This is a genomic window from Paraburkholderia diazotrophica (assembly GCF_900108945.1).
GTDB classification, from domain to species: domain Bacteria; phylum Pseudomonadota; class Gammaproteobacteria; order Burkholderiales; family Burkholderiaceae; genus Paraburkholderia; species Paraburkholderia diazotrophica.
This window is the reverse complement of the sequence record NZ_FNYE01000028.1, coordinates 57,046-70,663: the sequence shown is the minus strand read 5'-3', so window position 1 is coordinate 70,663 and position 13,618 is coordinate 57,046. Positions and strand designations below refer to the sequence as shown.

15 protein-coding genes are annotated in these 13,618 nt (G+C 65.9%); 8 read left to right on the top strand and 7 right to left on the bottom strand.

The window, feature by feature from the left end; genetic code table 11:
• Window positions 1-77 precede the first annotated feature (77 nt).
• From BMW76_RS28060 to BMW76_RS28045, 4 genes are all read left to right on the top strand, one after another.
• Entirely contained in the window at window positions 78-788 is a 711-nt protein-coding gene (locus BMW76_RS28060; protein ID WP_090871235.1) for a phosphatase PAP2 family protein, read from the top strand.
• A 109-nt stretch (window positions 789-897) separates the two neighbouring features.
• Window positions 898-1,677 (top strand): molybdate ABC transporter substrate-binding protein, encoded by a 780-nt coding sequence (gene modA / locus BMW76_RS28055; RefSeq protein ID WP_090871176.1) that lies wholly within the window; start codon window positions 898-900, stop codon window positions 1,675-1,677.
• 23 nt (window positions 1,678-1,700) lie between these two features.
• Entirely contained in the window at window positions 1,701-2,375 is a 675-nt protein-coding gene (gene modB, locus BMW76_RS28050) for a molybdate ABC transporter permease subunit (RefSeq protein ID WP_090871174.1), read from the top strand.
• A 1-nt stretch (window position 2,376) separates the two neighbouring features.
• Window positions 2,377-3,078, top strand: coding sequence for an ATP-binding cassette domain-containing protein (locus BMW76_RS28045; protein ID WP_090871173.1), 702 nt, complete (start codon window positions 2,377-2,379; stop codon window positions 3,076-3,078).
• Window positions 3,079-3,141: 63 nt separating this feature from the next.
• On the opposite strand, the gene BMW76_RS28040 is transcribed toward BMW76_RS28045, so the two are convergent.
• Both BMW76_RS28040 and BMW76_RS28035 read right to left on the bottom strand, forming a co-directional pair.
• Window positions 3,142-3,975, bottom strand: a complete 834-nt coding sequence (locus BMW76_RS28040; protein WP_090871171.1) for a TOBE domain-containing protein — start codon at window positions 3,973-3,975, stop codon at window positions 3,142-3,144.
• A gap of 94 nt (window positions 3,976-4,069) precedes the next feature.
• Window positions 4,070-4,453: a tautomerase family protein gene (locus BMW76_RS28035; protein ID WP_090871169.1), complete on the bottom strand. Its 384-nt coding sequence runs from the start codon at window positions 4,451-4,453 to the stop codon at window positions 4,070-4,072.
• Between the two features lie 96 nt (window positions 4,454-4,549).
• Here BMW76_RS28035 and BMW76_RS28030 point away from each other — a divergent pair, with 96 nt between their 5' ends.
• Window positions 4,550-5,401, top strand: a complete 852-nt coding sequence (locus BMW76_RS28030) for a LysR family transcriptional regulator (RefSeq protein WP_090871168.1) — start codon at window positions 4,550-4,552, stop codon at window positions 5,399-5,401.
• 3 nt (window positions 5,402-5,404) lie between these two features.
• On the opposite strand, the gene BMW76_RS28025 is transcribed toward BMW76_RS28030, so the two are convergent.
• Window positions 5,405-5,893: a hypothetical protein gene (locus BMW76_RS28025; protein WP_090871166.1), complete on the bottom strand. Its 489-nt coding sequence runs from the start codon at window positions 5,891-5,893 to the stop codon at window positions 5,405-5,407.
• 167 nt (window positions 5,894-6,060) lie between these two features.
• Here BMW76_RS28025 and BMW76_RS28020 point away from each other — a divergent pair, with 167 nt between their 5' ends.
• Both BMW76_RS28020 and BMW76_RS28015 read left to right on the top strand, forming a co-directional pair.
• Window positions 6,061-6,432 carry an MbcA/ParS/Xre antitoxin family protein gene (locus BMW76_RS28020; RefSeq protein ID WP_322789305.1) on the top strand — a complete coding sequence of 124 codons (372 nt, stop codon included), beginning with the start codon at window positions 6,061-6,063 and terminating at the stop codon, window positions 6,430-6,432.
• Window positions 6,429-7,130 carry an RES family NAD+ phosphorylase gene (locus BMW76_RS28015; protein ID WP_090871165.1) on the top strand — a complete coding sequence of 234 codons (702 nt, stop codon included), beginning with the start codon at window positions 6,429-6,431 and terminating at the stop codon, window positions 7,128-7,130. The genes BMW76_RS28020 and BMW76_RS28015 overlap by 4 nt, the downstream gene beginning before the upstream one ends.
• A gap of 47 nt (window positions 7,131-7,177) precedes the next feature.
• Here BMW76_RS28015 and BMW76_RS28010 read toward each other — a convergent pair whose 3' ends face one another.
• The 4 genes from BMW76_RS28010 to BMW76_RS27995 form a co-directional block, all read right to left on the bottom strand.
• Window positions 7,178-7,915: a metallophosphoesterase gene (locus BMW76_RS28010; protein WP_090871163.1), complete on the bottom strand. Its 738-nt coding sequence runs from the start codon at window positions 7,913-7,915 to the stop codon at window positions 7,178-7,180.
• A 177-nt stretch (window positions 7,916-8,092) separates the two neighbouring features.
• Window positions 8,093-9,325: a c-type cytochrome gene (locus tag BMW76_RS28005; protein ID WP_407669033.1), complete on the bottom strand. Its 1,233-nt coding sequence runs from the start codon at window positions 9,323-9,325 to the stop codon at window positions 8,093-8,095.
• Between the two features lie 264 nt (window positions 9,326-9,589).
• The gene (locus BMW76_RS28000) at window positions 9,590-11,191 is read right to left on the bottom strand and encodes a GMC family oxidoreductase (RefSeq protein ID WP_090871161.1); all 1,602 of its coding nucleotides are present in this window, start codon (window positions 11,189-11,191) and stop codon (window positions 9,590-9,592) included.
• Window positions 11,192-11,347: 156 nt separating this feature from the next.
• Window positions 11,348-11,902 carry a sugar dehydrogenase complex small subunit gene (locus tag BMW76_RS27995; protein ID WP_090871230.1) on the bottom strand — a complete coding sequence of 185 codons (555 nt, stop codon included), beginning with the start codon at window positions 11,900-11,902 and terminating at the stop codon, window positions 11,348-11,350.
• A gap of 655 nt (window positions 11,903-12,557) precedes the next feature.
• Between BMW76_RS27995 and BMW76_RS27990 the strand changes: the two genes are divergently transcribed.
• Window positions 12,558-13,223, top strand: a complete 666-nt coding sequence (locus tag BMW76_RS27990; RefSeq protein WP_090871159.1) for a DUF1345 domain-containing protein — start codon at window positions 12,558-12,560, stop codon at window positions 13,221-13,223.
• The last annotated feature ends 395 nt before the right edge of the window (window positions 13,224-13,618 follow it).

The following is a 13,618-nucleotide window of genomic DNA, read 5'->3' as shown; positions in this document are numbered from 1 at the left end:
TGCCACACGGCGCCCCGAATCTCCCAGCCGCAGGCCCGCAACACGCCGCGCCCGGCTATATGTCGTCAAGAATGCCCATGCCTCACCTGCCATATCACTTCTGGTATCTGATCACGAGCTTCGGCGGAGCCGGACTGACGCTGCCGCTCGCCTTCGCGATCGCGCTCTGGCTGACCGTCGGCTATTCATGGAAGCTTGCCGCAGGCTGGCTCTTTCTGCTCGGCGTGGCCGTCGCGCTGGTCACGGCGACGAAGGTGGCGTTTCTCGGCTGGGGCGTCGGCGTGCCCGTGTGGGACTTCACCGGCCTGAGCGGACACGCAATGCTCGCCACGGCCGTCTTCCCCGTCGCGGCCTTTCTCGTGCTGCTGCCCGCGCCGCCCGCCATGCGTGTCGCCGGCGTGCTGCTGGCGCTGTTCGGTGGCGCGCTGGTCAGCTTTTCGCGCATCGTCATCGAGGCGCATTCGCCTTCGGAGGCGATCACGGGCTGCATCGTCGGCGCGCTGACAGCGCTCGTGTTCATCCGCATCGCATGGAACGCGACGCCGGGGCGCATGCCAATCGTCCCCGTCGCGCTGAGTTTGATGCTCATCGCGCTCGGCCTGCACAACGTGCATGTGCCGACGCACCGCTGGGTCACGCATCTCGCGCTGAAGGTCTCCGGCCACGACCGGCCGTTCGTCCGCGGCAGCTGGCGGGGGCTGCGCGATACGAGCGCGCCCGTCGCGCCGTTCTCGCCGTTGCCGAATACGCGCAACGTCGCCGTGCCGCTGCAAAACCCCGACGCATAAAAGTTCGCCTTTACGACCCCGATATGCTCAACATGTCGAGCGCTATAACCGCACATATATTACGATGGCGTTTTCCACTCGTTTCCGGTCCGCCCGGCGCCATGCATCCATGTCCGTCACGTCGATCCACCGCTTTCTGAAGCCCGCCGTGCTCGCCGCAAGCGCGCTCTCGTTCGCCTTCGGCGCGCAGGCACGCGCGGATGAGATCGTCGTGTCGGCTGCCGCCAGCCTGACCAACGCGTTCAAGGCGGTCGGCGATGCGTACGAGCAGCAGCATCCCGGCACGAAGCTGCTCTTCAACTTCGGCGCGTCGGACGTGCTGATGCAGCAGATCGCGAAGGGCGCGCCCGCCGATGTGTTCGCTTCCGCCGATCAGAAGGCGATGGACAAGGCCGTCGAGCAAAAGGTGATCGTGCCGTCGACGCGTACGGACTTCGCCGCGAATTCGCTGGTGCTGATCGTGCCGGCGGACGGCAAGCGCGCGCCGTCGACGCTGAACGAGCTGACGACGGCGAGCGTGAAACGCGTCGCGTACGGCGATCCGGCGTCCGTACCCGTCGGCCGCTACACGGAAGGCGCGCTGAAGGCGGCTGGCGTGTGGGATGCCGTCAGCGCGAAGGGCGTGCTCGCGGCCAACGTTCGACAGAGCCTGGATTACGTGTCGCGCGGCGAAGTCGACGCCGGCTTCGTGTTCGGCACCGATGCCGCCGTCATGCCCGGCAAGATCAAAGTTGCGCTGACCGTGCCGACGACCACGCCGATCACCTACCCGATCGCGCAGGTCGAAGGCAGCAAGCATGCCGCCGACGCGCAGTCGTTCATCGGGTTCGTGCTGTCGCCGGCGGGCCAGGCCGTGCTGGCGAAATACGGCTTCAAGCCGGCGCACTGAGCGGGCATAACGAGGCGCGCGTGATGGAACAGGCCTGGATTCCGCTGCTGCTGTCGCTGAAGGTCGCCGGCTGGGCGACCGCGCTGAACGTCGTGTTCGGCATCGCGCTCGGCCTCGGTCTGTCGCGCTGGCGCTCGGGCGCGCGCGACGTAATCGATTCGCTGCTGACGCTGCCCCTCGTGATGCCGCCGACGGTGCTCGGCTATTACCTGCTGGTGCTGCTCGGCCGGCGCGGCGTAATCGGCGCGTGGCTCGACCGCTTCGATATCCAGCTGGTGTTCACGTGGCAGGGCGCCGTGATCGCGTCGATGGTCGTGGCCTTTCCGCTCGTGTTGAAGTCCGCGCGCGCGGCGTTCGAATCTGTCGATCCGCAGCTCGAGCGCGCGGCGCGCACGCTTGGCGTCAGCGAAGCGGCCATTTTCTTTCGCGTGACGCTGCCGCTCGCGTCGCGTGGCATTCTGGCGGGCGCGCTGCTCGCGTTCGCGCGGGCGCTCGGCGAATTCGGCGCGACGCTGATGATCGCCGGCAACCTGCCGGGCCGCACGCAGACGCTGTCGGTGGCCGTCTACGCCGCCGTGCAGGCCGGCGACGACGGCACGGCCAATTTCCTCGTGCTCGTGACGTCGATTGCCTGCGTCGCGATTCTTCTGCTCGCGGGCCGGCTCGTGCCGCAACACTCGCTGATGACTTCCCGCTGACATGCCGCTCACCGTTGACATCCGCAAATCGCTGCATACGCCCGAGCGCCAGTTCACGCTCGACGTGTCGTTCACTGCGAGCGCGCAGCGCATCGTGCTGTACGGGCCGTCGGGCGCGGGCAAGAGCCTGACGCTGCAGGCGATCGCGGGCTTGCTGCGCCCCGACGAAGGCAAGATCACACTGCACGGCGACGCGCTCTTCGACAGTGCGCGCGGCATCGACCAGAAGCCGCAGGCGCGCCGCCTCGCGTACCTCTTCCAGGACTACGCGCTGTTTCCGCATTTGAACGTGCGGCAGAACATCGGCTTCGGCATGCACTCAGGCTGGCTCAATCCGGGCCGACGCTTTTCGCATCCGCAGATCGATTACTGGCTCGATGCGCTGGATCTGAAAAGCGTCGCCGGGCACCATCCGGCGCAGCTTTCCGGCGGACAGAAACAGCGCGTCGCGCTGGCGCGGGCGCTCGTCGCGCAGCCGCGGCTGCTGCTGCTCGACGAGCCGTTTTCCGCGCTCGATCACGCGCTGCGCGAGCGAATGCGGCGCGAACTGTGCGATCTGCAGACGCGGCTCGACATTCCGATGCTGTTGATCACGCACGATCCCGACGATGTCGCCGCGTTCGGCGATCAGGTCGTGCAGGTGTACGACGGCAGCGTGCGCGAAAACGCGCCGTTCAAGGGCTACGCGCGCACGCTTTCCTAAGAGAGAGCACCACCGCACCGCACCGCGCCCGACAGGCGCGGCGCTATGAAGCCCCTCAAACCTTTAAGCCGTAGTCACGCCAAGAATCACGCTAGACGCCTTGAACGCGGCCACGAGCGCCTCGCCCTCGGCGACGCCCAGTTCGTCGACGCTCTCGTTCGTGACGACGGCCGTGACGACGGCGCCGCCTTCGAGCGCGAGCGACACCTCCGCGTTGACGGCGCCGCGCTGCACCGCCGACACCTTGCCGCGCAGCCGGTTGCGCGTCGACAGCCGTTGCGCCGTGCCGTCGTCCGCAGCCAGCAGCACCGACGACGCCTTTACGAGCGCGACGGCTTCCCCTCCGACCGCGAGCCCGAGCATCTCCGTGCTTTCGTGCGTGACGATCGCGACGATGATCTGTCCGCCGGGCAGCGCAAGCGATACTTCGTCGTTGACGGTGCCGCGCTGGATGGCGCTGACCTTGCCGTACAACTGGTTGCGCGCGCTCGTCTTCATGCCGATGCGGCCGATCAGCTGCCAGTCGTCGCTGAATCCGGCAATCGCGGCGCCGGCGCGCTCCAGGAACAGCCGGTGCTCACGCTCGACCGCGCGAAACGTGTCGATCAGCGCCCGCGCGCGCGGCGTGAGCGTCGTGCCGCCGCCGCCCTTGCCGCCTGTCGAGCGGACGACGAGCGTCTCGCCGGCGAGGTTGTTCATTGCGTCGATCGCGTCCCACGCGGCCTTGTAGCTCATGCCGATGGCTTTCGCCGCGCCCGTGATCGAGCCCGTGTCGCCGATCGCCGCGAGCAGCGCAATGCGTTGCGCGCCGCCGAGCGTCTGCTCGCCGGAACGGAACCAGACGGAGCCGCCGAATTGCAAAGGGTCGTGGGAAGCGTCGTTGTGGTCGGTCGTCATGGCGCGCGCGCGTCGGCGAATGGCGGATAAAAGTGCAAGCCATTATAGCGACGCGCACCTCGCCGAAAGCACGCGAGCGGCCGCGCGAAAACGCTCAGAGCGCGTACTGCGCGATCCCGTTGCCGAACGACCAGTTCTCCTTCAACACCTCGACGAGATTCACGAACACATCCTCGCGACGCACGCCTGGACTTTCGGCCAGGTTGTCGGCGATGCGTTGGTAGAGCGCCTTTTTCTGCTCGGCGGTGCGCGTGTTGCTCGCGGCGATCTGGATCAGCACGAAATCGTCGCTGCGCTCGATGTCGAGATAGTTGCGCCCATAGACGAAGTTGCTCGCATCGTGCTCGCTGATGACCATGAAGATGTCGTCTTCGGGCACGTTGAAAACGTCGATCAGCGCGCGCTGGATGCCCTGCGTAAGCGCGCGACGGTAATCAGCCGGCTTGCCGGCGCGCAGAGCGATTCGGGTGAGAGGCATAGCGAACTCCTGTGTGAAGAGAAGGTGCATTCAGGCTAGTTCGGACCTATCATAATGAACAGATATGCTTCGATATTTCATCTATTTACATCTGAAATGAAAGTGCTCGATCTCGACGCCGTGCGCGCCTTTGTTCTCGTCGCCGATTTGCGCAGCTTCACGCGGGCCGCGGATGCACTCGACACCACGCAATCCGCCGTCAGCCTCAAGCTGAAGCGGCTGGAAGCGCATATCGGCAAGCAGTTGCTGAAGCGCACGCCGCGCGTCGTGCGGCTATCGGCGGATGGCGAGGCGTTCGTCGAAGGCGCGCGCGGTCTGCTGACGGCGCACGACCGGGCGCTCGGCTCGCTCTCTGTGGAGCGGCGGCGTCTTGCGTTGGGATTGAGCGAGCATGTTGCGGGCATCGACCTCGCGGGGATGCTCGCGCGCGTCAATGCGCACGATCCGGGGCTCGTGCTGGAACTGCATATGGGAACGTCGGCGGCGCTGCTTCATCAGTACGACGAGCGGCGGCTCGACGCCGTGGTCGTGCGCTCCGAGCCCGACGACATGCCGCGCGAGGACGGCCAGCTGCTCTTCACGGAACCGCTGTCCTGGCTCGCGACGCCCGAATGGCAGCCGCGCGCCGGCGAACCGCTGCCGCTCGCGCTGCTTGCCCCGCCTTGCAATGTGCGCTCGATCGCGCTGCGTACGCTCGACGGCGCAGGCATCGCGTGGCGCGAAGCGTTCGTCGGCGGCGGGGTGTCTGCCGTGGGCGCGGCGGCAGCGGCCGGGCTCGCCGTGTCGCCGCTCGCGAGGCGCGTCGCGCCGCGCGGTCTGGTCGATTCGGGCGCGCGTCTGGGCTTGCCGGCGTTGCCGGAATCGCGCGTGACGCTGCACTCGCGCGTGCGCGACGCACGCTCGGCGGAAACGCTGCGGATCGTGACGAACGGGCTGACCGCCCAGTGACGCTTATTTGAGAATCGGCGGAAGCTCGCGCGGAATGGCGCCGCCGCTGTTGGCCTGAGGCGCTGGTACGTTGGCGGTTTGCGCGGGTTTCGGCGAGGGCGTGGCCACGGCGGCGACAGGTTTTGCGGGCGGGCCTTGGATCTGGGCGTGGCCTTGGGCGTGGGTCTCTGCGTGGCCCTGGCGCGTCGCTACATGCGCCGCGCTTGCGTGCGCCGTCTTCACACCAGCGCCAGCCGCCACGCTACCGGCCTTTTTCGGCGGGATTTTCGCGTCTGGCTTAGCCGCTGCAACTTTCGCGCGCGGCGCAGCCGCATGCCGATGCGCACCCGTCGCCGCGCCAGAGCCAACGGGCGCCGAGTGCTTCGACTGCATGACGTGCCGGACACCCGGCGCGGCCTCGGGCGGATTCCACACTTCCTTGTATTCGGCGCGCGCCGCCATCGACGCGCACAGCAAACCGACCGCCACCCCCACTCTGAATCCGAACGACACCGCCGCCTCCGCAAAAACTCGTGGCGCGGATTATACATGCGGACTTGCATTAATCCATATGTGGACTAATATGTAGAAAAAGTTCACCTCAGGACTCCATGATGTCTTCCGCCGCCCACATCTCGAGCGCCGAACGACCGCTGCGACGACCGCCCGCCGAACCTTCGATGGCGGACATGTCCGCCGCCGGTCTGCGCGCGTTCTTCAACATTGCACGCGACTGGGAATTGAGCGCCGACGAGCAGATCATTCTGCTCGGCTCGCCCGGCCGCTCGACGTTCTTCAAGTGGAAAAACTCGCCGCAGACGGCACGCCTCGCCCGCGACACGCTGGAGCGGCTGTCCCTTCTGCTCGGCATCTACAAGTCGCTGCAAATCCTGCTGCCGCAGCCTGCCGCCGCCGATGCCTGGATCAAGCGCCCCAACAGCGCGCCGCCGTTCGGCGGCCGCCGCGCGCTCGACCGCATGCTCGCCGGCAATATCAGCGACCTCGTCGCCGTGCGCCAGTATCTCGACGCAATGCGAGGCGGCTGGGCGTGACTGAACCGCAATGGCAAGACCGCTGGCGCGTGGCATCGCTCGCCTGGACGCCCGCGTATCGCGTGATTCCGACTCGCTTTCCCGCCGTCAACCTGTTCGACCGCGTCGCATCGCCCGAAGACTTCGACGCGCTCTACGCGCTCGAAGCGATGACCAACGACCGCGTGCGCACGGAAGTCGGCGATCTCGATCTCGTGCCGCGCGACGAACGGCGCTTCGGTCCCGGCTACGGGCCGATCATGGCCGCGCTCACGCATCTGAATCCGCAGGGCAGCCGTTTTTCCGACGGCACGTATGGCGTGTTCTATTGCGCGCGCTCGCGCGAAACGGCGATCGCGGAAACGCGCTACCACTCGGGCCTCTTTCTCGCCGCGACCCAGGAACCACCGATGCGCCAGCAGATGCGTCTCTACACAGTGATCGCGCAAGGCGATGTCGTCGATCTGCGGGACATGGATTCAGCCGATGCATCGGTGCTGTCGCCGAACGACTATGCGCCCGGCCAGGCGCTCGGCCGCGCGATCCGCGAGGCGGGCGCGCCGGGCATCGCCTATCCGTCGGTGCGGGATGCGGGGGGCGAATGTCTCGCCGCGTTCAGGACGACGCTTCTGCGCGACTGTCATCACGCGGCGTATCTGGAATACAACTGGAACGGCAGCACCGTCGACATGGTGTTCGAGCTGAGCCGGGTCGGCTGACGCATCCGGCAGGAGTGTCTACGGCATGGGCTTCTACGGCAACGCAACTACGGCAACGCAAGCGCCGATGCTCCAGCCGAGCGCGCCAGATCGACCGTGACCGACCAGCGCGTCGTCGTGCGCGCTTCGACGATCGTCAGCTTGCCGCCCGGTCCGAACGCACCCGTGTCGATGAACACCTGCGCGCCGAACTGCTGCACCTCGCGCACGGGCGTATGCCCGCAATAGGTCAGCGACAGGCCGCGCTGACTCGCCGGATCGGTTGTGCCCATCGCGAGGCTGCGGCCCCACAGCAGTTGCTGGCGAGTCTCGTCGGAGAAATGGTTTGCGTCGAGTTCGGCGTCGGTGCCGAGAAACTCCGCGTGCAGCACGTTGAAGCGATCGCTGCCCGAGCCGATCACGCGCACGAGGGGCAGCGTGCGCAGCCGCTGCGCATACGCACGCAACCGCTCCATCGGCACACGCGCGCTCCACAGGCCGCCGATGCCATACCACCACTGCTTCTTCAGCCTGCCTTCAGCCACCGCGCACAGCGTGTCCTCGTGATTGCCGAGGACGGCGTGGAACCACCGCTTGTCGAGCAGTGCGAGCGCCTCTTCCGACTGCGCGCCGCGATCGACCAGATCGCCGACGGAGAACAGCCGGTCACGCGACGGATCGAATTCGATTTCACGCAGCAAAAAGCGCAGCGGATCGACGCAGCCATGCAGATCGCCGACCACGAAATCGCGTCCGTCGCGATTGACGTCGTGATGTTGGACGGCGGTGACAAGTGTGGAATCCATGACGCAATGATAGTGCGCGCATGCAAGCGCTGTATGCGCGGCATCCCGCGTTCGTGCGCCTGTCGTCGGCAAGGCACGCAAGAGACGTGGTAGCGGGATTCGAGCGCCGCGCGGCTGCGTCGCAGTCGCACTAATCGCACTTCACCGCACTTCATGCACTTCACGCACTTTATGCCGTCACTGCAGCGTTGCGCGCAGCTTGCCGATCTGCTCGACGCTGACAGTCGATCGCGGATTGCCGAAGCGCTTCGTCACATAGTTCGTGATCGCGGCGATCTGCTCATCGCTCAGATCACGGTCGAATGCCGGCATCAGCACGTCGGCGACTTTGGTCGTGCGGCTCACGCCGTGCAGGATCACCATCGCGAGATTGTTCGCGTCGCTCGCACCCGACACCGTGTTATGGATCAGCGACGGATACGCGCCCGGCGCGCTCGCGCCGACGCCCTCGCCCGTCCAGTTGTGGCACGTCGCGCAGTTGGCGAGGAAGAGTCGCGCGCCGTTCACGCCGTTCGTCTTCGTGCCGCGCAACGCGACGACGTCGCTCGCCGGCACGCCCCATCCGGCCCGCGCGCGCGACTCGCCCTTGTCGACGGGCTTGACGGTGCGCACATACGTCGCGATCGAACGCAAGTCTTCCCGGTTCAGATACTGCGTGCTATCCGCGACCACCTCGGCCATCGGCCCCGCTGCATTCGCGCGTTTAGGGGCAACGCCCGTCGACAGATAGCCGATCACATCCTGATCCGTCCACTCGCCGATCCCGCTCGTCTTGTGCGGCGTGATGTTGTACGCGTGCCAGCCGGCCTGGATCGCACCTGAGAAGCGTTCGCTCGTCTTGAGCCCCTGCGCGAAGTTGCGCGGCGTATGGCACTCCTCGCAGTGCGCGAGCCCTTGCACCAGATACGCGCCGCGATTCCATTCGGCGCTTTGCTTCGGGTCGGGCACGAAGCGGCCTTCGTCGAAGTTCAGCAGGTTCCAGAAGAACATCAGCCAGCGCAGGTTGAACGGAAAGCTCAGGTTGTTCGCGGGCGGCGTGTAGTGAACGGGCGCCACCGTGTTCAGATACGCGCGAATCGCCTGCACGTCCTGTTCGGTGACTTTCGTGTACTCGACATACGGGAACGCCGGATAGAGCCGCTCGCCTTCCTTGCCGATGCCTTCGTGCATCGCGCGCATGAAGTCGGCGTCTGTCCAGTGGCCGATGCCCGTGTCCGGATCGGGCGTGATGTTCGGCGTGTAGATCGTGCCGAACGGCGTATGGATCGCAAGGCCGCCCGCAAACGGACGGCCCTTGTCCGACGTGTGACATGCGATGCAGTCGCCGACGCGCGCGAGGTACTCGCCGCGCTTGACGAGATCGGCACCTGTCGCGCTGGCAGCGGGCACAATGCCCGCACCAGTGCTCATCGCAGCGCCTTGCGCGACGGCTTCAGCGAGCGGCGCTTCGTCGTTGTGACGCGGGGCTGCGTCGTACGCTTCGAGCCACGCGAGATACAGCGCGAACAGCGAGAACGCCGCAGCGAGCGCCGCCATCTTCCATATCCGGCGGCGGTATTTGAGCGCCGCGCGCCGGCTGGCTGAGAAAACCGTCGCGTCGAGGTTGCCGGTGCGTTCGCCTGGCTTGCGCGCGCGGGACATGTGCTGGTTCATCATGTGTCTTCGTGCGTTGGGTCAGAGTTCGCGCTTGAGCTTGTCGGCGAGCTTCAGCGATAGCGCCGCGATCGTCAGCGTGCAATTCACGGAACCTGCGCCCGGCATCACGCCGCTGCCCGCGATGAAAAGATTCGGGTGATCGTGCGTGCGGCAGTCGGGATCGACGACGGAATCGGCCGCATCGCTGCTCATGATCGTCGTGCCCATGATGTGATTGTTCGGCGCGAATGTATCGTCGAACGACACCTCCGTGCCGCCGAAAAGCCCCGCGATCTGCGCATAGAGTTCATGCGTGTGCGCAGCGCTTTTCTTCACGTAATCATTGATCGAGTAGTAGATCTCGGGCTGCGCAATGCCGAGCGCGTCCTTGTGATCGGCGGAAGGCACGATGCGGTTCCGCGGCTCCGGCAAATGCTCGTGGAAGCTGTTGATCACGACGAGGCGCGACGCGCGGTCGCGAATCTGCCGGTCGAGCTCGGCGCCCGTCAGGCCCTGCCTGAGCAGCGCCGATGTAATCGCGATCGTCGGCACGCCGTTCGACACATGCAGTTTCTTCGCCGCATAGTCCGAGCGGAACGCGCCGTCGCGGAAGTTGACCACCGACGTCATCTCCATCGGCCCGCGCCCCGGCCACAGCGACTCGTTCGCAAGAAACGCGATGCCCGTGCCCGGATGGTCCATCAGATTGCGGCCGACCTGATCGGAGCTGTTGCCGATGCCGTGCGGAAACTTGTCGGACGTCGACATCAGCATCAGCTTCGGCGTCTCGATGCCATTCGCGGCGAGCACGAACAGCTTGCCCGTGACGCGCGTGCTGTTGCCTTTCGGGTCCTTGTAGTGAACAGCCGTGATAAGCCCCTTGTCGTCCGCTTCGATCCGGTAGACGACGGCTTGCGCAATCAGCTTCGCGCCCGCGCGCTCCGCCTTGTCGGCGTGCACGATGCCGTTGTACATCGCGCCGATCGGACAGATCGGCATGCAGTTGTTGTTGCCGCAGCAGGTGGGCCGCGCGTCGTATGGACGGCTGTTGCGCGCGACGGGCTCGGGCACGACCTTGAAGCCGTTCGCGTTCAGCACGTCGGAGAAGCGCTGGTCCATGTACGACAGCGGCAGGCCCGCCATCGGATACGGCTTCGAGCGCGGCGAGCCGAGATCGATCGACGGGTCCGGCCCGGACACGCCCAGTTGCACTTCGGCCGCGTCGTACCACGGCTCGAGCGTTTCATACGGATACGGCCAGTCGCGGCCGACGCCGTATCGCTTCTTCAGTTCGAAATCCGCTGGCAGCAGACGCCACGTCGCGGCCGCCCAATGCCACGTGGTGCCGCCGACGAGCCGCAGATACTGCGAGTTATACGGATAGTCGCCCTTCTGGATCAGATAGTCGTTGGCGGGCGAGTACTCGGGATGCGGCGCATAAGGCGTCGACGGATACGGCGTCGCGAAGTCCAGTTTCGCGGGCGAATTGCGGAAGTTCTCGACGATCTGCCCGCGCCGCAGACGCGGCCCGGCTTCGAGCAGAATCACCGATGCGCCCGCGAGCGCCATCTGATGCGCGACGAGACCGCCCGCCACGCCCGAGCCGACTACGACGACGTCGGCGGAATTTGCGTTTGCCATCCTTGACCTCTTCTTTGCCTTCTTCTTTGCCCTCTGCGGCTGGCTTGATCCGCTGGCTTATGTGTTGTTCACGGGTGGCAACCCGTCCGGAGACCCCGCCGCGCGTCGAAGGCGAGCGGCGTGCGAGACGAACACGTGACGCTGCATGCGCAGCGCTCACGCATTCGCGGGTTTCCGGGTCCAGTAAAACGGCACGTCGCGGCAATACGACGGAATAGTCAGGATGTCCTGGACGGGCTCGAACATCAGTGCGCTTTCATACGCGATCACCTGGACGTTCGGCGAATCGCCGACGAGCCCCAGATACCACGCTCGCGTGATCGCGCTGACGGTCTTCGCGAGATTCGGCCGTTCGGCCTGCAATGCCTGCGTGACGATGTCGGACGGCACGCCGCCGTGAGTCTGCAGCCACGCGTTGAGCGCGGCGACGTTCTGCGTGAACTGGCTGTCCGCCTTGGACAACGCTTCGTAAGCACGCTTGCCGAGCACGGGATCGAAGCTCGTGTGCCCCGTGAGCTTGCCCGACAGCGCGATAAACGCATCGAAGCCGCCGCCCGCGGGCAGCGTATCGGCGTAGGCGGGTGAGATACCCACGAAGTGCAAAAGGCTCGCAAGTCCCGCAATGGGACGGATGCCGCGCGCGGCGCGATGGCTCGCTGCCGTTGAAAACGCAAAGCCTGCCGCCGATGCGAGCGCACCGAGCATCCACATGCGCCGGCGCGGCGAGCGCGCGATGAAGCCGGAACCCGACCCTGGGCGGAGACGGGCACCGCCCTGCGCGCCGTCGATGGCCGCCGCTTGCACCACCGCTTGCACCGCCTCGTCAGCCGCCTCGGCCTCATGAGTGGCCTCGCCGGCGTGCGTGGCATCCGTGTGCGCAGCGTGTTGTTGGACATCTGTCATTGGGGGCTCCAGATGGTGTTTGTCGTTCGACGGTCGCGCGCCGTCCGGTTATTGGCCGAACCTGCGAGCACGCCGTGCGTCCACCCCAATACTGTCTTGCTGGTCTTGCGCCGCTGTCTTGCGGTCTCTAATCGTCGGGCGCATGCGAGCGCTTCGATCGGGGCCATCCGCGCGGCGCCAGCGATTGCGCCGCCAATCCGGTCATTCCGGCGATGCCCGACCGTGATCGACCTCGACGGCCTATCACGTGCTTCGTGGCTCGTGCTTCCTTTGCGCCCCAGAACAAGGCAACGCACCTCGTGAAAGCCGCATGCAAGGCCATTGAGCAAAACTGCGGGAAAACTATAACGTCCAGGCACCCCTTTCGACAAATCATGCTGCATGCAATCGTAGAATCGCCGCAACCTTTGGCATCGCTTCGCGACATGCCCTTGTCACAACATCCTGCCAGGAGCGCGCGTACATGAACGTCTATCCCCAGGTACTACGCAACCGGCCGCGCATGATGGCGGGCCTGCTTGTCGGCGTGCTGATCGGCGCGCTGCTCGCGGGCATGCAGATGCGCCCGATGATCCGCGTGCTCGTCTCGTGGGATGTCACCGTTTGGACTTACCTTGCGCTGATGTGGATCGAGATGGCGCGCGCCGATCACGACCGCGTGCGCGACATCGCGCAGCGCGAGGACGAGAACGCGACAGTGGTGCTGTTCATCATCTGTCTCGCGACAGTCGCGAGCATCGCGGCGATCGTGCTGGAGCTGGCGTCGTCGAAAGGCGGTTCCAGTTCGCAGGGGCCGGGCCTGTCGCATTACGTCGTGACAGCCGTCACGCTGATCGGCGCATGGTTCCTGATACCGACCATCTTCACGCTGCACTACGCGCGCCTGCACTTCGCGACGGACAAGCAGGAAACGGCGCTGAAGTTTCCCGATCACAAGCTCGATCCGAACTACTGGGACTTCCTGTACTACTCGTTCACGATCGCCGTCGCGTCGCAGACATCGGACGTCGTGCTGCGCTCGCGAGACATACGCCGCGCGACGCTCGCGCAATCCGTTCTGTCGTTCTACTTCAACGTGGCCGTGCTCGGGCTGTGCATCAACATGGCGGCGGGGCTGATCGGCTCGTAGCTCGCACGATCGCGGCAGCGACGCTTCGCGCTTCGTATGCCGCGCCCGCCTGCTGTGCATCCGAACGACGATGCCGGAACAGTTCGCCATGTAACAGCCGGCGCACGAGACGTCCGATTTACACGGCTTCCGTCGAGCCTCGCATCGCCATTCATATGAACGCCGATGCGAGCGCGCGGTTTCAACGCGCCGCATGCGCCCGCGCCAGCCTTCGCCAGCGCATACGTCGCAGGGCCTGTCTTGCCCGCACTGCGCCGCCTTCTGGCATAGCGCTTGCTCCTTTACCGCCTGCCGACGGGTGCCGGACCGACGACATGGCGCGTATCCTGTACAGATCGGCCAGTCCGAATCAGACGCTTTGAACTGGCGCGCGGCATTTCGATCAATGCACTACA